The sequence below is a fragment of the Vreelandella salicampi genome, from assembly GCF_013415105.1.
In the GTDB taxonomy this organism is placed as follows: Bacteria; Pseudomonadota; Gammaproteobacteria; order Pseudomonadales; family Halomonadaceae; genus Vreelandella; species Vreelandella salicampi.
Map to the genome: position 1 here is coordinate 364,929 of NZ_JACCDF010000002.1, position 19,636 is coordinate 384,564.

Sequence of the window (19,636 nt, forward strand, 5' to 3'; positions counted from 1 at the left end):
GGGAAAAAGGAGCAGCGAATGCAGCAACCCGACGTGTCCTCGGCAGGGGGCGGTAACGAGGCCCAGGACGAGACGGTAATACTGATCGTTGACGACGTGCCCACCAATATCCAGATTCTGGCCGATATCCTCAAGCAGGACTACCGCGTCCTCTTTGCCACCTCCGGGGAGCAGGCCTTGACCATCGCTGCAACCCGCGAGCCGGATCTGATTTTGCTTGATGTGATGATGCCCGGTATAGATGGTTTCACCGTCTGTAAGCGGCTCAAGCAAGACCCGCTACTACGCGATACACCCGTCATCTTCGTCACCGCCATGGGTGAGGTGGAGGACGAGACCCGAGGCTTCGAGGTGGGGGCTGTGGACTACCTGACCAAGCCCGTGAGCCTGCCGATTGTACGCGCCCGGGTGCGTAACCATATCGAACTCAAGCACCAGCGGGACTTACTGCGCCGAATCGCCCTGGTCGATGGCCTGACCGGCATCGCCAACCGCCGCCAGTTCGATGAAGCTCTCGACCGTGAATGGCGTCGTACCCAGCGCCAGGGCGCACCGCTCTCGCTGATCATGGCCGACATCGACTATTTCAAGGGTTACAATGATCACTACGGTCATAGCGAAGGCGATACAGCCCTGCGAGCGGTCGCCCAGGCCTTGAAAGCCCAGATGCTTAGACCGACGGATCTCGCGGCACGCTACGGCGGCGAGGAGTTCGTCTGTATCCTGCCGGAAACGCCTTTGGCGGGCGCCGAGGAAGTCGCCGAGCGTATTCGACATGCCGTGGAAGCCCAGACCATTCCCCATGCGACCTCGCCCGATGCCCCTCACCTGACCTTAAGCCTCGGTGTGGCAACGGCCCTGGAGCCGACGAGCGCGTCTCGGGAGTCGCTTTTGACCCTGGCCGACCGGGCCCTCTACAAAGCCAAAAAAGCCGGACGCAACCGGGTGTGTTCTGAAACCCTCGCCTCGTCGGCGCCGCCAGAAGCCAATGAGAAAATATCCTGATGTCCGAATGTTCTCAACGCAGCAGCCTCCACCGCCCAACAAGGCAGAAAGGCGGCGTTGATCGTTTTTTGCTGCTGGGCCTCGGCGCGATCATTACGGCCATCGGGCTGATTGGGGTGGATATCTGGCGAGAACATGAAAAGACGTTGGACAACGCCTACCAGAACCTGGAAAACCTAGCCCGCATCGCTGACGGCCAGGTTACCAACAGCCTGCGCGCGGTAGCGCTCAGCTTGCAGGATATCGCCCACGAGGTGGAAAGGCCGCTGACGCAAGCCGAAGCACATGACTTGTCTCTCTTTCTCAAGGCGCGGGCAAGCGCATTTCCCGAGGTCAATCACTTCTCGATTACCGATGCACAGGGGATTATTAGCTTCAGTTCCTTGCCCGATGTGGAAGGTTTTGATGCCTCGCAGCGCCCTTATTTCTTAGGTGCGCAGGAAGCCGGGCCCGGCACCATGATCACTACGCCCCCTACCCAGACAGTTAATGGCAATCTGATCGTTTTCGCTGCTCGTGGTTTTTCCAGCAATGGCGCCGATGATGGCGACCTTGATGGCGTGGTGCTCGCTTCGCTGTTACCCAGCTATTTTGCCGCGCGCCTGGCATCGCTGCATTCTTCACCCGATGCTTTTGCTGCCATCATTGGCCCCGAGGGACAAATTTTAGCGCGAGAGCCCCATGTGGAAGCGTTGATAGGGAAGGACACCAGCCAGCGCCCAAACGTCGTGGAACACCGCGCCTCAGAAAACCAGGTGAGCCGTGTTCGTGAAAATCCCTCTATTGATGGCTATGACCGGCTAATGGTGCTGCGCAGTGTCGAGCAGGGCGACATGCTGATTGCGATCAGCCGCACAACGACAGATGTGCTTGCCGAATGGCGCCAGGACTCTATCGCCAAAACGCTGGCAGGGCTTGGCTTTGTCGTTCTGATTCTTGTGATCATGGCGCGGCTGCGCCGCCGTGACCGCGAGCTGCTCGCCGCCAGGGACTTCGCCGAGAACCTAATCGAAAGCGCCAACGTCATGGTGCTGGGTCTAGATCAAGGCGGGCACATCCGTATCTTCAACGAGTCGGCGGAAAGGCTCACCGGCTATTCACGCGACGAGGTGATAGGACAGCATTGGAATACGTTGATATCAGAGAGTGATGCCACCTTGCATCTGCCTGACGCTCCTCAGAGCCAGCAGAGCACGCTGCTCACCCGGGATAATCAAGAGCGTATTATCTCCTGGCGCAACAGCTTCTTTGAGCCAGAGGAATACGCGGTGAGCCGGGTTTCCTTCGGTATCGATATCACCGCCCAGATCCACGCCGATACGGCCATGCGCGAGGCCCGAGAAGCCGCCGAAGCGGCCAGCCGCATGAAAAGCGAATTTGTCGCTAACATGAGTCATGAGATTCGCACGCCCATGACGGCCATCATGGGCCTTGGGCATCTGCTCGAACACACCGAAATGAGCCCCGCCCAGCGCGATTACGTACACAAGATAAGCATCGCGGCGCGCGCGCTTTTGGCTATTCTTAACGATATTCTCGACTACTCCAAAGTCGAGGCCGGCAAGATGGAGCTCAATCCCGAGGACTTCAACCTGGACGAGCTGCTCAGTACTCTGGCTACAGTGGTCTCAACCACGGCCGAGAAAAAGGACATCGAGGTGCTCTTCCGCGTGAGCCCGGAGGTGCCGCACTATTTGTGGGGCGATGACCTGCGCCTGCAGCAGGTGCTGACCAATCTATTGGGCAACGCCATCAAGTTCACTGAAAAAGGCCAGGTGGTGTTGGAGGTAAATCAGCTTTCCGCCGACGAGGATGACCTCGTGCTCGAGTTCCGTATCACCGATACCGGTATCGGTATGAGCGAGGCGCAGAAGTCGAACCTGTTCCATGCCTTCCAGCAGGGCGATGCCTCGACCACGCGGCGCTTCGGCGGTACAGGGCTTGGGCTTGCCATCAGTCAGCGCTTGGTCAAATTGCTCGGCGGTATGATCGGCGTGGAAAGCGAGGCAGGCAAGGGCTCCTGCTTTGCTTTCACCGTTCCCCTCAAAAAGCCAAAAGACGGGCAAGCTGCGCCGCTAGGGCCGCCTCTAGTGGGGGCTTATCGCGCACTGGTGGTGGATGATAATGACCTTGCCAGGGATGCGCTCGCCGAGACGTGTCGTCGCCTGGAGTGGGAAGTGACAACGGCTTCATCCGGTGAGGAGGCGGTGGCGCTGCATCAGGCTGCCCAGGATGCGGGCAAGCCCTTCGAGGTTGTGCTGCTGGACTGGCGGATGCCGGGGCTTGATGGACTTGAGGCCGCCACCCGCATGCGTTCGGGCCAGACTGCCGAAGACCCCATGATTGTGCTGGTGGTGACCGCCTATAGCCGTGAAATGATTCTCCAACAGGCCGACAACGATACCCTTGACGGCATCATCTCAAAGCCGGCGACACCCTCGCTTCTACGCGCCGCCCTTGCCCAGCAGCTGCCCGTTGAGCCTCAGGGGAAGCTCATGCGCCTGACAGGCCTTCACCTATTGGTGGCTGAGGATAACCCCATTAACCAGGAAGTCGCCCGCGACATTCTCGAGCAAGAGGGCGCGGCGGTTATCGTCGCCACTACCGGACGCGAGGCAGTGGATATTTTGAGTATGGAGGCAACCCTGCCCGATGCCGTGCTGATGGATGTGCAGATGCCAGAGATGGATGGCCTTGAGGCGACCCGCCGATTAAGAAAAGACGCGCGCTTCGCCCGTCTGCCTATCGTCGCCATGACCGCGAATGTGCTTGAATCCGACCGTGAAGAATGTCGCAAGGCAGGCATGAACGACCATCTGGCCAAGCCACTGGATATCGAGAAGATGGTGGCCAAGCTTCTTGAGGTCACCGGCCGCACGCCTGGAGAAGCGCCTTCAGCGGGCATCGAAACTGAGCACGGTAATATTCCGGGCATTGATCAGAAGACGGCGCTAAAGCGCCTGGGCGGTAAGAAACCGCTGCTGTGGAAATTGCTGCAACGTCTGGTGGACGACTTTTCCGACGTGGCTAATGAGGTGGAAGCCGACCTTGCCGCGAGCCGAACGAAAGAAGCTCTCCAACGCCTGCACGCCCTAAGGGGTGCCGCAGGCAACTTGGGCGCCAACGCTATTGCCGCTGCCGCCCTTAAGGCTGAGGCCACTATCAAAGAGGAAGGCAATACCAAAATGGCTGAGGCCCTTGAGGCGCTTTGGCACCAGCTCGAGACCACTTTCCCGGCTATTCGAGAACGCCTCGCCCGTCACGAGCCCGAGCCGCCCGCCAAGGAGAGCGTGAAAAGCGAGGATGTGGAAAAGCTTCAAGCACTCTTGGAGCGCAACGATTTCTCGGCGCTGGATTTGTTCAACCGCCTACGCCCCGCCCTTGCCGGCAAGCTAGACGCCAATCGACTTGGCCAGCTGGACGCGGCCATGTCGCAACTCGACTACCCGCTGGCGAGTCGTATTCTGGCGGGCGTGGCAACAGCCGATGAGGTGACTGGTGATTAATACCCGGTCATCTCTAAATAACCGACGCCGATGCTTTCTTGCGTTTCTGCCTGGCGAACCACCACATCGCCTTCCCAGTAAGGTACTGAGGTTGGCATCCAGCGGTTAGGGTGGCGTGCCTCGACGACAAGCTGCATATCGGCATCGGGTAGCGTGAGTGACCAGCGTGTGGGGATATCTCGTCCCGCTACCACTTGCGTTTCTAGCGGCGTAAGCGTGACGCTATCGGGCCCGATGAGTTCGGTTTGCCCATCAGCGGAGAGTAAATGGCCGAACACGTAGTCGCCGCCTTCTTCACCGCCACCTCTTAACCGATAGGCCATCAGCTTGCGCCCGTCCGTCAGGTGCAGCGAAAACCAGTCCCATCCGGTTTGTTCCGGGGCGAGTAGCTGGCTGCTCCATTCGCGATCCAGCCAGCCTTTGCCGCTAACCTCACGGGCTTCACCGTTCCGCGTGACGCGGCCGGTAATCTGCAAATAGGGCTGGCTGTAGTAACGCGAACCCTGGCCGTCCACGGTTTTGGCATTAAAACCGTTCTTTCCGTGCCAGATGAGCGGGCCTTGCGCGCTGAGGGTAAGCTCGTATCCAAAGCGGTCAGCGCCCTCTCCGCTATAGGCGCTGAGGGTAAAGTCCTCGAAATTGGCGTCGGGCGGGCTTTCCAGTATCCAGTCATCGATCCAGGCTTGAAATGGGACTGCCTTGACGCCTGCTTGGCCGCTGGCCTTTTGGCTATGGCTGCGCGCAAAACGTTCGGCGGCAACGTGGGTTTCCCCTTGGGAAATCCCCAGGTGCGCCATCCACACTTGGTCGGTTGCCCATGGCGTTGGGTCAGGGCGCTCGTCAGGTGGCGTCAGCGCCTGGCGAAACAGCGTCCATTGAAGGCCGAGCGGCTCACCCTGGGCATCTTCAAGGTTGGCGGTCAGGTACCACCATTCGATGCGGTAATCAGGATGAGGGCCATGGTCTTGCGGAAAGCTCAGCGGCGTATAGGCATTTGCTTCGGCAAACGCCGCCGCGTTTTCACCGAGCCCGGCAAACCCTTGAGGTTCAGCCTCAGGCGACGTTTCCTGGCAGCCGGTGAGGATGAGACAACTTATCGCAATAAGCGCAGCTGATAAGCGGTAATAACTCATACGACCCCCTTGTTTAGCATCGCCTGGGGAGAGCTGCGCCATAGCTGAATCGATGGCAGGGCGGCAGCGGCCAACGCTACCCCCAGCGCGGTCAGCAGCGTGATGAATATATCCCATGGAAAAAGGTAGAGCGGCAGCCGCCAGCCAAAGGCGGCCACGTTGATGATCGCCACCAGCGTCCAGGTAATCGCAATGCCCAGGGGAATGGCCATCACACCGGTGAGCAGTACCAGCCCGCCCAGTTGATAAAGCGGCAGCTGAGTGAGCGTTTTGCGCGGCACGCCCAATGCCCAGAGCGATGCCAGCTGCCGCTGACGCTCGCGGGCCTGGGCCAAGAGCGTGGCGAACAGCGCCAGGGCGGCGACGCCAAGGGTGAGGCCGTTCAGCGCCCGCGTAATGGTGAAGGTGCGCTCGAATATCTGCGTGGCCAGCCGTTTAATTTCCTGTTGGTCGACAAGGGCATCGGGGGATACATCAAAGTTATCTGCCAGTGCTTGGCGTAAAGCCTGGCGGTCGGCGCTTTCGTTGACGACCAGTCCTATCGAGGCGATATCGCCACCAAAGCGCTGAACAAGCACATCGGTGGGCATAAGTATCTGCTGGCGCGGGTTGCCGTAATCAGGGTAAACCGCCGCAATTTCAAACGGCATTGCGCCTTGTGGCGTCTCCAGTGTGACCACGTCACCCGGTGCAAGCTGTTTTGCCACGGCCATTTGCTCGTTAATAAACACGCTGCGTGCAGACAGCGCTGACCAGGCAGCGGATCGCCCAGTTTGCGTATCGAGTAACGGCCAGCGGTTGGTGATCGTCGGTGCTGGGGTAATCCCAAACAGCGCAATGCGTTCGCGAGTCGTCTCTTTTCCTCGTGCATTTTTCTCGGCCAGCAGGTCGACGCTGCCTCGGGCGGTGGGCAAGGTTTCGTCAACATCGGGCTGAGCGTCGAGCCAATCCAGCATGGGGGTTAACGTTGACGGTGACGCGTTGATATACAACGGCGCGGCCAACCGCTGATCCAGCCAATCCAGAAAAGTGAGACGAAAGCCACCGACCATGCTGCTAACCCCTAGGTTGGTGGCCAAAGCAATCAGCAACGCCATCATGGCTAACGAAAGGCGCGGTAGCTGTAACTGAATATCCGCCACGGCCCAGTGGGCAAGCGGGCGGCGATGAAGCAGCCGCTGTAGCAAGCGCAGCACGCCGTTAATCAGCGGCGGCAGGCAGAGCGCGCTGCCTAACAGTAGGGCGGCGACAAATCCAAAACTAACCAGAACCCCTTGGCCGGATGGTAGGCGGCTAAGCCATAGCGCTAAGCCAACAGCGATGACGGCGACCACTGCGCCCCCTTGTGTCATCCGTTTTAGCTGGCGCTGGTAGCCAAGTCGCCATGCCTGGGACTGGCCCAGCGCTAATATCTCCAGACGCGCGGCCCGCCACAGCACGCCGCTGCCTGCCAGCAGTAGGCCGCCCAAGGTAATGACTAAGCTGCCCACCCAGTAGTGCCATGGCAATACCAAAGAGCGTTGCACGTCGGCTTGGTAAAGCGAAGATAGTGTCGTCGCCACATCGGGCAATAACTGGCCGGCGAGCCAAATGCCGCTGGCGAGCCCAAGTGCTGAACCCACCAGGCCGAATACCAGCAGCTCAAGCAGAATCGCCATGGTCAACGTGAACGCGGGCACGCCCAGCGCGCGCAGTGTTCGCAGGGTGGTCAGGCGCTGTTCCATGGCAAGCCCCAAGGCGGCTTGCACAATAAATAAGCCGACAACTAACGACAGCAAGGCCAGCGCGGTGAGGTTGAGGTGGAAGCTATCCGTCAGTTGTTCGGGCGAGGCTAACGTAGCGGCTCGGCTTAGCCGGTACCCGTCGGGCGGCTGCGTTAGCGCGCCAGGGGCGGTGACCAGTTGGCTTAGCGTGTTATCGCTATCTAACAACGCGGCGGCAGCGGCAATGTCCATCACCAAGGTATTCGGCGGCAGCTCCGGGCGTAGCGTTAGTGGCGGGAGTCGTTGATTATTGTCGACGGTGGGTGTCGCCCCTGGCGCTTGTCGGCGTGAAAGCCCTAATACGTCAATGGTTTCCGGGGCGAGCTGGGTTTGCCATGGCGGGGTTAGAAAAGCGGTTAATGCGTCACCGTTGCCGCCCAGGGCGTTATCGTTGGGCAAGGTCAGCGGGTCAATGCCGATAAGCGTCAGGCGCTCTTCGCCTATCTCTAGAGTGCCTTCCAGCATGGGCGAAACGGGCAGGCCCGCCCGGCGCAGCGTCAGGTAGTCATCGCGGGTAAGCGATTGACCATCGCGCCGGGTCAGCTGGTCGACCTCCGCGCTAAACAGCGCGTTGGCGCGGGCGTAGCTGTCTTTCGCCGTGGCATTAACCGCCTGGACGCTGCTCCACAGGGCGCTTGCCACCCACAGCCCAAGCAGCAACATGGCAAGCTGCCCCGGATGACGACGGTAGTGGGCAAGTAGGGTCGCCAGCACGCGCCAAATCACGGTCGGGGATCCTCAAGGCGGCCCAGGTGGAGGCGCACCAAGCGATTGAGCGGCGCTGCCACGCGAGCGCTGTGGGTGACCATCAACAGCGCGCAACGGGTTTCTGCCACCAGCTCGAGCAGCAGCGCAAGGACAGTATCGGCACTTTGCTCGTCCAGGTTGCCGGTGGGCTCATCGGCCAGCAGCAGGCTGGGCCGCACGGCCAGCGCCCGGCCAATCGCCAGGCGTTGTTGCTGGCCACCCGAGAGCTGCTCGGGAAAATACTCTTCGCGACCGGCAAGCCCCAGGCGCGCAAGCAGGTGAGCGGTCCACTCGGCGTCCTCGCGTTGTGCAAGGCGTGCCTGGAGGCGCAGGTTGTCGATCACGTTGAGGCTGGGCACCAGGTGGAACTGTTGAAACACCAGCCCGAGATGTTGACGACGAAGCCTGGCGCGAGCAGGTTCCTCCAGACTGGAAAGCCGCTGCCCCTCGATACTGATATGGCCCTGGTCGGGTACGTCGAGGCCGGCCGCCAGATGCAGCAGCGTTGACTTGCCGCTGCCCGATTCCCCCATCAAGGCCAGGCTTTCGCCTTGGTCGAGCGTCAGGTCGATACCGTTGAGCACGGGTAACTCCCCTTGCGGCGTGCTGAAGGTTTTATGTACCTGATGCAGAACCAGCATGGGGGCTCCTTGGCTAATGACCGCCGCTACAGCAAAGCACAAATAGTTATACGCGTCGACATGGATGTGGTGTTATTGTATAGCTATTTTGTATGGCTATTTTTGTATACGGTTTTGTATCGCGCTTTGTGCTGGCTATTCTTTGTTGCCATTGGCGTTGTTGTCATTACCTTTGTGGTCGCCATCCCTTTCCGGCACTAAACCATTAAGCGTCTCGCGAATTTCGTTGGTTTCCAGGGTCTCGTGTTTTTCTAGGGCTGAGGCCAAGGCATCCAATGCCTGGCGGTTTTCCTTGAGTAGTTTGCGTCCACGGTCTTCCAGGCTATTGAGCAGCTCTCGAATTTCCTCGTCGACCAGGCTTGCGGTGGACTCACCGAACTCCCGCTGCTGGGCCATTTCTTTGCCTAGGAAGAAGTGCTCCTGGCTTTGGGCGAAGGTGACAGGGCCGAGGCGCCGGTTCATCCCCCAGCGGGCAATCATGCGCCGGGCAAGCTGCGTGGCCTGCTCGATGTCGTTTTCGGCGCCGCTTGAAACTTCATCAAACACCACCGACTCGGCCAAGCGGCCACCGAACATCACCGTAATACGGTCGCGGAGATAGGCTTCGCCCATGTTGTAGCGTTCCTCGTTAGGCATCTGGGCGGTCACCCCAAGCGCCTGGCTGCGCGGTAGTACCGTGACTTTCTCTAATGGGTCAGCTTTGGGTAATAGATAAGCCAGCAGTGCATGGCCCGCTTCGTGATAGGCAACGATGTGGCGCTCTGCGTTGGATAGCCCCACGTCCTTGGCCTCGCCGAGAAGCTCACGGTCGCGCGCATCGGAGAAGCAGTCCCAGTCGATTTTATCCTGCTTGTTGCGCCCGGCCTCCAGGGCGGCTTCGTTGGCTAAGTTGGCAAGGTCGGCACCAGAGAAGCCCACGGTCATCTCTGCAAGGCGCTCAAGGTCAACGTCATCGGCAAGCGGCATCTTGCGAGTGTGCACCTCAAGTATGCGTCGGCGGGCATCGCGATGCGGGTTTTCCAGGGTTACCTTGCGATCAAAGCGTCCCGGGCGAAGGAGCGCTTTATCCAGCACGTCGGGCCGGTTGGTGGCGGCTAGCACCACGACCGACGCGTCTTTCTCAAAACCGTCGAGCTCGGCGAGAATCTGGTTGAGGGTTTGCTCGCGTTCGTCGTGACCGCCGCCCATACCTGCGCCGCGGGAGCGGCCGATGGAGTCCAGTTCGTCGATAAACACCACAGAAGGCGCCTGCTTTTTGGCCTCTTTGAACAGGTCGCGCACCCGGGAGGCGCCCACCCCGACAAACATCTCGATGAATTCGGAGCCGCTGATGGAGAAGAAGGGTACCTCGGCTTCGCCAGCCACGGCTTTACCCAGCAGAGTCTTACCGGTGCCGGGAGGCCCCATCATTAATACGCCCCGGGGGATCCGCGCACCTAGTGAGCGGTAACGTTCGGGGTTTTTGAGGAAATCGACCACCTCCGTGACTTCGCGCTTGGCGTTCTCCGAGCCGGCTAGGTCATCCAGGCGCACGTTGCTATCTTCACTTTGTACTTGGCGGGCTTGGGATTTGCCCATGCTAAAGGGACCGCCGCCGTTAGCCATCATGCGCTGTTGCATGCGGCCCCAGAACCAAAATAGAAGCCCCAAAAACAGTATCCAGGGCAAGGCGTTGATGAGTATCTGTTGCCACCAGGGCGGCTCTACCGGGCGGGCGGACACCTGGATGCCGTTCTGCTCCAAACGTTCAAGCAGGCGGTCGCTTTCGATGACCGGGCGCGTGGTCTCAAAGGTCTCGGCTTCGCCTGCGTTCATCGCTTCACGGCCGGATTCGGTGAAGCGGCCCTCGACCGACTGGCCACGCAGGGTGACCTCTTCGATGTGCTCACTTTCCACGGCTTGGAGGAAGTCGGAATAGGCGAGATCCACTTGCGTCTGCTGTTCCACGCCCTGCAGGTAATAGAACACCAGCAGAATGGCAAACGTCATCCAAAGAAATAGGGCCCACTGGTTCTGAGGCGTCCCCTGGGCGTTTTTGCGTATGGAGAAAGGATCTTTGGGGCGTTTCGAATCGTTTTTTGAGTCGTTCGAGGTGTCAGTCGAGGAAAGGTGTGGTCGGGTCATCGCAGGCTCACAGGAAATAAATTTCTATTTAAGGTGGTACTTTCCGCTGAGCATTACAAGGTCGGCGCGGGCAAACCAACTCAGGCACACGGCGCCGGCCGTTGGTTTTTATCGCGGGTTTTGACAGTCACTACTCGGTTGTTTATTTTGTTCAATATATTCAATATAAATTGAATAAAGGTGAGGCTATGCAGAAGACCGATACTCAGCGCTTGGAAGAAGCGCGCGATGTCATGATCAGCGCCATTGCGCAAAGCATGGTGGCGTACGGTGTCACGCCTTCGGTAGGACGGATTTATGCCGTGCTGTATTTCGCCGAATCGCCGTTGACGCTGGACGACATCAAAGACGAAGTCGCCATGAGCAAGGCGAGCGTGAGTATCGGCATTCGTGAGCTGATGGATACCGGCATGGTGGTGAAGGTGTGGAAGAAAGGCGATCGCAAGGATCACTACATCGCCGAGAAGGACTTCTTCAAAAATTTCTTGAGCTTCATGGTCAAGATGCTGCGCCTGGAACGTGGCGTCATTCACAAAGCGATTGAGCAGACCGAACCGGTAATGCAGGCGCTGGCGCAGCAGTCGGACGACGAGAGCGTGAGAGACGCCGCCGCTAAGGATCTATCTCGCGTGAGCGGCTCCAAAGCGTATTTGGAATGGATCATGCAGCTGGCCAATGCCATGGAGTCAGGGGAGGTTTTTGCGCATTTCCCCCGGCCTGAACACGACGAACGCCCCACGGGCCGTGCCCCCAACTAAGAGAACGCATTGACGATGAAGAAAAGTGAAACCGCCCTGGTGGTGATCGATCTACAGAAAGAAAGCGGCTTTGGCATTGTCGGGTTGGATGGCGTGGTGCGCAACACTCAGCGCACTATCGACGCCTGCCGCGCGGTCGGCATCCCGGTGATCTATACCCGCCAGATTAACCGCCATGATGGTGTGGGCCTCTCGCTTGATGAGCCGCGCCACGCCAACGGTGAACCGCAGTTCTACGCGGATAACCGCGACAGCATCGAGATTCTGGAAGCCGTTAAGCCGCTAGACACCGATATCGTGATCGATAAGTACCGCTGGAGTGCCTTCTTCGATACCCGTTTGGATTTGATGCTGAAAAGCCTCGGCGTGAAGCACCTGATTATTGGCGGTGTCGTGACCGATGGTTGTCTTATGACGTCGGTGTTTGACGCCTATTTCCGCGATTACCGCATTCAGCTGGTACACGACATGTGCACCGCTTCCAATGAAGGCGCGCACATGGCCGCGCTAACGATCATGGCTAACTGGGTCTACGCCCTCGAAGTGCTGGATACCGACAACATGATCCAGTGCCTGGAAGGCCAAGACTACGCCGCTTGGCACGCCGATGAGGCCGACGCGCTTCAGTTCACCCCGGACACCCTGCGCGACACCTTTGGGAAGCTAACCGCACCGTCCTCGTCATCGCCAAAGTAAACTCAACTGCAAAATAGTAAAGGAGAGCGTATGAAATTCCTAAACGTATCCACCACGTTTTTAGTATCTTCCCTGATCGCTGCAGGTGCCCATGGCGCTGATCAGCCGCCGCTGACGGGTGAGGGTGTCGATGACACCACCATCACGTTTGGTATGCCAGCCTGGACAAGTACCGAAGCGCCCACTGCGATTGCCGAGCAAATTCTAGAAGAGGCAGGCTATACGGTAGAGAAGAAACTGTTGGCGCAGCCGGCGATCTTTCAAGGCATGCAGATCGAGCAAATCGATTTCTTCATGGATGCCTGGTTGCCCTACACGGAGCAGGCGCTGTGGAATGAATATAAGGACGATTTGCAGAAAGTGGCCACCAGCTATGAAAATGTGCCACTTGGTTGGGTCGTCCCCTCCTACGTCGAAGAAGAGACGATTGGTGACTTAGCCGGAAAGGCGGAAAAGTTTGATGGCCAAGTGGTCACCATTGGTGCTGGCGCGGGTATCGTGGATATTTCCGAGCAGGTCATGGCCGATGAAGATTACGACCTTGAGGGCTATGAACTTGCTTATACCAGTGAAGCGGCCATGATGGGCGTGATCAGGGATAAAATGCCCAAAAAAGAGCCGTTCATTATTACCGGCTGGCGTCCGCACTCCATGTTTTCCCAGTATGACCTGAAGTTTCTGGAAGACACGCAAGGGCACTTCAACTACGACAGTGTCTTCGTGCTCTCCTACCAGGGCATCGAAGAGAAGTATCCGCGCGCCTACGACATCATGTCTCAGTGGAGCATCAGCGTCGCTGAGCTGGAAGCGATGATGGCTGCCTACGAAGATGACGGCACGTCATTTGAAGCGTCCGCCGCTGCGTGGATTGACGACAATCGCGAGCGCGTGGACCAAATGCTCAATCAGTAAGACGAGTACTTGTCAGGGGCTCCCTAGCAGCAGGGCATGTCACGGCTGCGCAACAAAGATGAAAAACTGGCGCCTTCACCGCATCATCACTAACACTTCGCGCCTGTAGGAGCCCGTTAATCCTGGTAGTGTCGCGTGATTGGCAGGGTAAAGGTAAAGCAGCTGCCATCACCTTCGCCGGGGGAGGTGACACTAATCTTCCCCTCATGGTGTTCGACGATGCGTTTGCAAATAGCGAGCCCGATGCCGGTGCCTTCAAACCGGCTGCGTGGCTGCAGGCGCGTAAAAACACCAAAGAGCCGATCTTGTTGTTCCGGTGCGATCCCGATGCCGTTATCTTGCACGTCTACCTGCCATTCGCACGCTTGCTGGTGACCGGTGATGGTGACGTCTGGGGTGGTGCCTTTTTCTACATACTTCAGTGCGTTATCCAGCAGGTTCTGCAGTAGCCGCGTGAGCTCGTCGCGGCTAGCGTACACCTCGGGCCAGTCGCCTTTGATGTGAACGTGGCCGCCGCTTTCTGTCAGCATGGGTTTAAGAAAGCCCATGACGTCATCTAGCACGGCGCGACTGTCGACCCATTCCATCGGGGATGTTTTACGCCCCACGCGCGAGTAGTCGAGAATCCCCAAAATCATCTTGTCCATGCGCTCAGCGCCCTCGCGGGCAAAATGAATCATCTCTTGGGCGTCATCGCTTAAGTCGTTGCCAAGCTCGCGGGTTAAAAGCTGCAAGTAGCTGTTGACCATGCGTAGTGGCTGTCGCAAATCATGCGAAACCGCGTAAGCAAACTGCTCCAATTCTTGGTTTGAGCGTGACAGCTCTTGCTGTACAGATTTGAGCGATTGAATATCCAGATGGGTACCGATCAGACGCAGCGGTGCCCCAGATGTATCGCGTTCGAACACTTGACCGCGCCCCTGTACCCAGAGGTAGCCACTCGCTGTTTGGTAGCGAAACTCAATGATGAACTCGTTCCCTTCAAGCAGCTGCTCGTTTACTGCCTTGCTGCAGCGTTCGACATCGTCGGGGTGCAACCGCGATAGCCATTCGGTGAAAGTAAGGGGTTTATCCGAAGGTGAAAGCCCAAGCATGCGGTAGCATTGTGCATCCCAAACAATTTCATCGCGTTCAGGATGCCACTCCCAGACACCGAACCCTGCAGCTTGCTGAGCAAGCGCGTAACGCTCTTCGTTTATTTCCAGGGCGGTACGGGCCTCCATGCGGGCGGTCACATCAATACCGACGGCTTGAATGAACATAAGCGAGCCGTCGTCGCCGAAAAACGCCGTATTGGTCCACTCTATCCAGTGGGAATCACCCTTTGGCCCTCCCACGCAATTGATCAGCTGGTGGCGTGGTGCCTCCGGGGTAAATTGGGCGTAGTGCTCATGCCACTGACGGCGTTCTTCTTCACCCACCATGTCCAACCAGCGTTTGCCAATCAGTGCGTCAGGGTTAGCCTCAAAAAAGGTGGCCATTGCCGAGTTGACGTAAACCAGCGTGGTATCCGGCAAAAAACGATTGAGCATAAACGGGTGGTGCTCAACCAGCGTGGCGTAATCGGCGTGCTCGGGGCTATCACTCATCGATGTTCTCGCAGTGTGTTCAGCTAAGGCCGTTTGACCAGCGTTAACCAGTAATCTTCGACGTTCTGTATGGCCTTCAAAAATTGCGTAAGATCCACAGGCTTGGTGACGAAACCGGCGCAGCCAAGGTTGTAAGAATCCATAACGTCCGTTTCTGCCTCTGACGTGGTAAGGACAATGACAGGAATACGTTTTAGCGTTTCATCCCGTTTTAAATGATCGAGAAGGGTCTTGCCGTCCATTCGCGGCATGTTGAGATCTAGCAGGATAATATCCGGCCATGGGGCATCATGGTACTTGCCTTCACGGCGTAAAAAGGCCAATGCTTCAACCCCGTCACCGACATCGTATACGTTGACCAGCAGCCGGCTCTGCTTGAAGGCCATCCTTGTCAGGTGGACATCAGCCGGTTCGTCTTCAACAAGAAGAACGGTAAAATCACTTTCCATTGTCAAAACACTTCACCTTGCGCGTGGTAGGTCGAAAATAATGGCGGTGCCGCCTGAAATCCCTTCTTCGATAGCGATATGCCCCTCGACATTGCGCAGGGCTTTTACCACCAGGGCGAGCCCCATCCCGGTGCCTGGGTACTGTTCGCTATGCGGTACTAAGCGCGAGAATATTTCTAATACCTGTTTGCGATACTCAGGGGCAATACCGCTGCCGTTGTCCTCGACGCGAAATTCTACGCGTTCATCGAGCGTACGTGCCGTGATTCGAATCCTAAGGGGGCGTTCAGGGTCGCGGTAAAGCCAGGCATTGTGCAACAGGGCGCGGAAAATCATTTTGAGCTGGCGCGCATCCGCTTGTACCGGCGGCAGAGGCTGAGGAATTTCCACTGCGCCGGCACGACTGATCTCTGTAAGCTCTGGGTCACGATGGCAGACGGTTTCAATCACTTGGACGGGATCCAGTGTTTCGGGCTTTGGTGTGATATCGAGGCTGAGGTAGCGCTGAATCTCACTGACCAGCTCCTTGAGCTGTTTGGCCTGACGCTCAATAAAGCCCGTGGCCATCAGCATCTCTTCGTTATCCTCGTCGGCCATCGGACGAGACGGTTTTCGAGAGAGTTGCTGAGACAGCTGCTGGGCGAAGCTGACGAGCCGCCGGCTGGGTTCCTGAAAGTGATGCGCCATCACATGGCTTAAGTGCTCAAGCTCCTGATTGCGAAAGGAAAGTTCGTTGATCAAGCGGCGTTTTTCCCGCTGAGAGCGACGTAAGCGTTGCAAAATCACCAAGAGAATGGCGATGACCCCAAGCTGCAGCAGCGTCGCTCCCATCGCCAGCCAAAGCGTCCGTTGCCGTGAAGCTTGAAGTTGTTGCGTTTGTAAGTCGACCTGCTCCTCCACGCGTTCGATATAATGCCGCTCAGCGGAGCTTTCAAATTCACTGGTATCGTAAAGCGAAGAGATCATCACCTCACGCCCATCGACGTTGTAACGATCAGTATATACGCCCATTACCTTGACTTCGCCATTGGCGAGACGATGGCGAAAGTAAAGGTGATTGCGCTCGGCTTGCGCAACACGCTTTAGTTCTTCTTCTAATTGCTCCGGCGTCAGCATGTTGATTTGATCAATATGCATGCCCTCTAGCTGCTCGAAGCCGTAAAAATCTTCTGCTGCCCGATTAGCTTCCAAAATTTCCCCGTTATCGACAGAAAGCATCCACATCGGCGTCGAGTGTTCCTCGAAAAAAGTTCTAAAGTCCAACATGGCCCAACCTGTCACCGGCAGCCACGAGAGGGCGATGGCACTCGCGACGAGGCATCTACGAATAATACGTCGCATTATGCTTTACCTTCTTTGGTAGGGGACATCGGCAGTGTTAGCGTGAAGCGGCTTCCTTTGTCTTCCCCCTCGGATTCCACCCAAATTTGCCCGCCGTGGCGCTCGACAATTTTGCGGCATACGGCCAAGCCCACACCGGTGCCCTCGTACTGCTCTCGGGTGTGTAGGCGCTGAAACACTTTGAACAAGCGCTCAATCTGATCTGGGGGGATGCCGATGCCGTTATCCGTCACGCTGATTTGCCACTGTTGTCTATCGGTCAGCGCTTTGCTGTCGATGGTGACGTCCACGGCGTTGCTGTCTGGTGAGCAATATTTCAGGGCGTTGCTGACCAGGTTTTGGAATAGCCGCGTCATCTCATCAGGGCTGGCATTAACGGTGGGCCAGTCTCCCGTCACTTTGATGGCGGCATTGGCTTGCTCGATATCCGGTGTCAAAAAATGCAGCGCTTCATCAAGGGCATCCTTTAATGGCATATCCTGCATGGGTTGCCCCTTGCGCCCCACGCGCGAGTAGTCCAGCAGCGATAGCAACATGTCGTCCATACGCTTTGCGCCATCGCGCATATAGTGCAGCATCATTTCGCCGTCTTCATCGAGCCCGCCGAGGTGGCGTTCCAGCAGTTGGGCGTAGCTGGTCACCATACGCAGCGGCTGGCGAAGGTCGTGCGACGCGGCGTAAGCAAAGTGCTCAAGCTCTTTATTAGAGCGCTCAAGCGATTCGCGATACTGCTCAAGCTGCAACTGGGTCGTGTGCTCATCGGTGACGTCGCGTAAGTAGCCATGCCACATGGTGCCGCCATCATCCAACCGCTCAGGCGTGGCAATGCCTTCGACCCATATTTGCTGGCCGTCGGGGTGGTTGATGCGATATGTCTGTCGCCATGTGGTTAGTTCAGTGGCCGAGGTGGAAATACTGTCGGCTACCGCCGCGACGTCTTCAGGGGCAATGACATCGAATACCGCGCTGGCATCTTCTTGCACCTCCTCGGGTGTAAAGCCATAGATATCTTGAATACCAACGCTGGCGTAGGGGAAGGCGCTGCGTCCATCGGGGTGATGCCAGAACTGGTACAACATGCCCGGCAGCAGCGCCGCATGCTTGCGTGTCTGTTCCATGGCGGCGTTGGCGCGTGCTTCGGCCTCTTTGCGTGCGGTGATGTCCGTATGCGTACCGGCGACCCATAGCGGCTCACCGGCCTCGGTGCGTGTAATGACGCGGCCACGATCTTGCACCCAGATCCAGTGGCCGTCACGGTGTTGCATGCGTGCTTCAAAATCGTAGGCATCACGCTTGCCTTCAAAGTGCTCGGTTAGTAACGCTTCCGAACGCTTGAGATCGTCGGGGTGGCAGAATGACATCCACGTATCAATGGTGGTGGGTACCAGTTCATCAAGGCGATATCCCACCATCTCGGCCCAGCGTTCGTTGAAGCGTGTTTCGCCCGTTTGAACGTTCCATTCCCAGGTGCCAGCCGCGGTGCCCCATAGGATGTTTTGCAGCGCATTGCGTTCTTCTTCTAGTTTGATACGGGCATTCTCGTGTTCGGTGATGTCGTGTAGGGCTACCAAAAATGTTGGTTTTTGATGCAACACATCCAGTAACGTGTTGTGTGTAAACTTAATCAATACGGCTTCGACCAGAATGGGCGCGCCCTGTAGGTCTTTGTGCTCCCAGATGAAACGCTGGCGCTGTTGGGAGGCTTTTGTTAGTAGTTCTCTCACGCGAGCGATGGAGGATTGGCCGTTAGGCTGCGTGTTAGGCGAGAGATCGATAATGTCCTTGCCAAGTAAGTCGTCAGTGTTTTGCGCTTTAAACAGCGACAGTGCTGCGTAATTGCTTTCTGCAATGACAAAACGACCCTGTTCGTCGGTATGCAGCAGTAACTTGGCACTCGGTGAGTAGTAAAACAGAGCAGTAAAGCGTTCAAATAGCCGAGATTTACGAATATAAAGCCCGATAAAAAGCGCTAGCAACAATATGCACGCCGCTGCAAGAGCTATCGGTAGCCATATGGCATTGCCGAAGCGAGATTTCAGCTGCTGCCAAAGCGTTTGAGGCGTTGCCGCGAAAGGCGCAACGCCGAGGGCGCGCGCCGCCAACTCAACCGAGAGATAGTCCTGCGGAGGGTCGAATCCGACCGAGTTATTACCATTCGGCACGACGCCATCAAGGTGCAAGAGGGCGTTGCTGACGCGGCGGATATCTTCCATTGGCACATGCGGCATGGCAGCTAGAGCCCACTCCGGATAGAGCCGGGTGGAATGTGCCAGTGGGAAGCGTGTATGCGAGTGCAAAGGGTGTGTGTGTATGACATTAAGCGTATTCGGCGCTAAGCGTCCGCTCGCTAACCAATCTTCCAAAATGCCGCTGCGCACAAAGCCAGCTTCGATCTCGCCGTCCAGGAGTGCCTGCATGACGGCGTCGTGGGAACCTAATTCTTGATAGTCGGCAAAGCGCTCTGGGTCGTACCCTTGCTGATGTATTTCATAGGCTTGGGTAAGAAACCCGCCAAGAAAACGTTTGCCGGGCACGCCGATGATGCGCCCCTCGAGCTCAGCCAGTGTTTCTATGTTGGCTTCAGCTGGGGCAAGTATGGCGCCGGCGAGCGAGCTTAGGCTACGGCCGCCCTGGTATGCCTTGAGCGTCGCCAAGGCGCCACTGACATTATATTGCTGCCGCACGGCTAAAAAATGGCGCGGATTGGTGAGAATAAAGTCGATGTTGCCCGCTTCGAGCGCGTCATCCAGCGCCTCAAGTGACAACACCTGCATGTGCACCTGATGACGCGGAAGCGCCCGCTGCATCGCCTCAATCGCAGGGGCGAACTGCTCGCGAACCGTTTCAACGTCGCGGTAGGCAAAAACACCCAGCGTTGTCGAGGGGGCGGCCACCGCAGCCTGTGAAAGTATTAGCGTCGCGGCCAATAACCCCCGTATCAGCGAACGGAGGCAAGCAGGTAAGGGCATTGA

Annotated in this window: 13 protein-coding genes; 5 read left to right on the top strand and 8 right to left on the bottom strand. The window is 57.6% G+C overall.

Annotated features, from left to right (window positions below; all coding sequences use genetic code 11):
• The first annotated feature begins 18 nt into the window (after window positions 1-18).
• Together HZS81_RS04515 and HZS81_RS04520 are read left to right on the top strand one after the other, a co-directional pair.
• Entirely contained in the window at window positions 19-1,005 is a 987-nt protein-coding gene (locus HZS81_RS04515) for a diguanylate cyclase (RefSeq protein ID WP_179929348.1), read from the top strand.
• Window positions 1,005-4,511 carry a response regulator gene (locus tag HZS81_RS04520; protein ID WP_179929349.1) on the top strand — a complete coding sequence of 1,169 codons (3,507 nt, stop codon included), beginning with the start codon at window positions 1,005-1,007 and terminating at the stop codon, window positions 4,509-4,511. Before HZS81_RS04515 ends, HZS81_RS04520 begins: the two co-directional genes overlap by 1 nt.
• Here HZS81_RS04520 and HZS81_RS04525 read toward each other — a convergent pair.
• From HZS81_RS04525 to ftsH, 4 genes are all read right to left on the bottom strand, one after another.
• Entirely contained in the window at window positions 4,508-5,644 is a 1,137-nt protein-coding gene (locus tag HZS81_RS04525) for a lipocalin-like domain-containing protein (RefSeq protein WP_179929350.1), read from the bottom strand. The genes HZS81_RS04520 and HZS81_RS04525 overlap by 4 nt on opposite strands.
• Entirely contained in the window at window positions 5,641-8,133 is a 2,493-nt protein-coding gene (locus HZS81_RS04530; RefSeq protein ID WP_338401809.1) for an ABC transporter permease, read from the bottom strand. Before HZS81_RS04530 ends, HZS81_RS04525 begins: the two co-directional genes overlap by 4 nt.
• Window positions 8,130-8,795, bottom strand: coding sequence for an ABC transporter ATP-binding protein (locus tag HZS81_RS04535; protein WP_179929351.1), 666 nt, complete (start codon window positions 8,793-8,795; stop codon window positions 8,130-8,132). Before HZS81_RS04535 ends, HZS81_RS04530 begins: the two co-directional genes overlap by 4 nt.
• A 135-nt stretch (window positions 8,796-8,930) precedes the next feature.
• The gene (ftsH, locus tag HZS81_RS04540) at window positions 8,931-10,919 is read right to left on the bottom strand and encodes an ATP-dependent zinc metalloprotease FtsH (RefSeq protein WP_179929352.1); all 1,989 of its coding nucleotides are present in this window, start codon (window positions 10,917-10,919) and stop codon (window positions 8,931-8,933) included.
• Window positions 10,920-11,107: 188 nt separating this feature from the next.
• On the opposite strand from ftsH, the gene HZS81_RS04545 reads away from it, so the two are divergent.
• Genes HZS81_RS04545 through HZS81_RS04555 form a run of 3 tightly spaced genes read left to right on the top strand, consistent with a single transcriptional unit; the run spans window position 11,108 to window position 13,285 of the window.
• Window positions 11,108-11,677 (top strand): GbsR/MarR family transcriptional regulator, encoded by a 570-nt coding sequence (locus HZS81_RS04545; protein ID WP_179929353.1) that lies wholly within the window; start codon window positions 11,108-11,110, stop codon window positions 11,675-11,677.
• Window positions 11,678-11,692: 15 nt separating this feature from the next.
• The gene (locus tag HZS81_RS04550) at window positions 11,693-12,373 is read left to right on the top strand and encodes a cysteine hydrolase family protein (protein ID WP_179929470.1); all 681 of its coding nucleotides are present in this window, start codon (window positions 11,693-11,695) and stop codon (window positions 12,371-12,373) included.
• 30 nt (window positions 12,374-12,403) lie between these two features.
• Window positions 12,404-13,285, top strand: coding sequence for a glycine betaine ABC transporter substrate-binding protein (locus tag HZS81_RS04555; RefSeq protein WP_179929354.1), 882 nt, complete (start codon window positions 12,404-12,406; stop codon window positions 13,283-13,285).
• A gap of 116 nt (window positions 13,286-13,401) precedes the next feature.
• Here HZS81_RS04555 and HZS81_RS04560 read toward each other — a convergent pair whose 3' ends face one another.
• From HZS81_RS04560 to HZS81_RS04575, 4 genes are read right to left on the bottom strand one after another with little or no spacing between them, the layout of a single operon-like run.
• Window positions 13,402-14,874: a sensor histidine kinase gene (locus HZS81_RS04560; protein WP_179929355.1), complete on the bottom strand. Its 1,473-nt coding sequence runs from the start codon at window positions 14,872-14,874 to the stop codon at window positions 13,402-13,404.
• 23 nt (window positions 14,875-14,897) lie between these two features.
• The gene (locus tag HZS81_RS04565; RefSeq protein ID WP_179929356.1) at window positions 14,898-15,323 is read right to left on the bottom strand and encodes a response regulator; all 426 of its coding nucleotides are present in this window, start codon (window positions 15,321-15,323) and stop codon (window positions 14,898-14,900) included.
• A 12-nt stretch (window positions 15,324-15,335) separates the two neighbouring features.
• The gene (locus tag HZS81_RS04570) at window positions 15,336-16,664 is read right to left on the bottom strand and encodes a sensor histidine kinase (protein ID WP_179929357.1); all 1,329 of its coding nucleotides are present in this window, start codon (window positions 16,662-16,664) and stop codon (window positions 15,336-15,338) included.
• Window positions 16,664-19,633 carry a PhnD/SsuA/transferrin family substrate-binding protein gene (locus HZS81_RS04575; protein WP_179929358.1) on the bottom strand — a complete coding sequence of 990 codons (2,970 nt, stop codon included), beginning with the start codon at window positions 19,631-19,633 and terminating at the stop codon, window positions 16,664-16,666. Before HZS81_RS04575 ends, HZS81_RS04570 begins: the two co-directional genes overlap by 1 nt.
• Window positions 19,634-19,636: the final 3 nt, after the last annotated feature.

Excerpts from the sequence above, each read along its gene's own strand:
- HZS81_RS04515 (WP_179929348.1), top strand. The coding sequence starts at position 19 with ATGCAGCAACCCGACGTGTCCTCGGCAGGGGGCGGTAACGAGGCCCAG.
- HZS81_RS04520 (WP_179929349.1), top strand. The coding sequence starts at position 1,005 with ATGTCCGAATGTTCTCAACGCAGCAGCCTCCACCGCCCAACAAGGCAG.
- HZS81_RS04525 (WP_179929350.1), bottom strand. The coding sequence starts at position 5,644 with ATGAGTTATTACCGCTTATCAGCTGCGCTTATTGCGATAAGTTGTCTC.
- HZS81_RS04535 (WP_179929351.1), bottom strand. The coding sequence starts at position 8,795 with ATGCTGGTTCTGCATCAGGTACATAAAACCTTCAGCACGCCGCAAGGG.
- ftsH (WP_179929352.1), bottom strand. The coding sequence starts at position 10,919 with ATGACCCGACCACACCTTTCCTCGACTGACACCTCGAACGACTCAAAA.
- HZS81_RS04545 (WP_179929353.1), top strand. The coding sequence starts at position 11,108 with ATGCAGAAGACCGATACTCAGCGCTTGGAAGAAGCGCGCGATGTCATG.
- HZS81_RS04550 (WP_179929470.1), top strand. The coding sequence starts at position 11,693 with ATGAAGAAAAGTGAAACCGCCCTGGTGGTGATCGATCTACAGAAAGAA.
- HZS81_RS04555 (WP_179929354.1), top strand. The coding sequence starts at position 12,404 with ATGAAATTCCTAAACGTATCCACCACGTTTTTAGTATCTTCCCTGATC.
- HZS81_RS04560 (WP_179929355.1), bottom strand. The coding sequence starts at position 14,874 with ATGAGTGATAGCCCCGAGCACGCCGATTACGCCACGCTGGTTGAGCAC.
- HZS81_RS04565 (WP_179929356.1), bottom strand. The coding sequence starts at position 15,323 with ATGGAAAGTGATTTTACCGTTCTTCTTGTTGAAGACGAACCGGCTGAT.
- HZS81_RS04570 (WP_179929357.1), bottom strand. The coding sequence starts at position 16,664 with ATGCGACGTATTATTCGTAGATGCCTCGTCGCGAGTGCCATCGCCCTC.
- HZS81_RS04575 (WP_179929358.1), bottom strand. The coding sequence starts at position 19,633 with ATGCCCTTACCTGCTTGCCTCCGTTCGCTGATACGGGGGTTATTGGCC.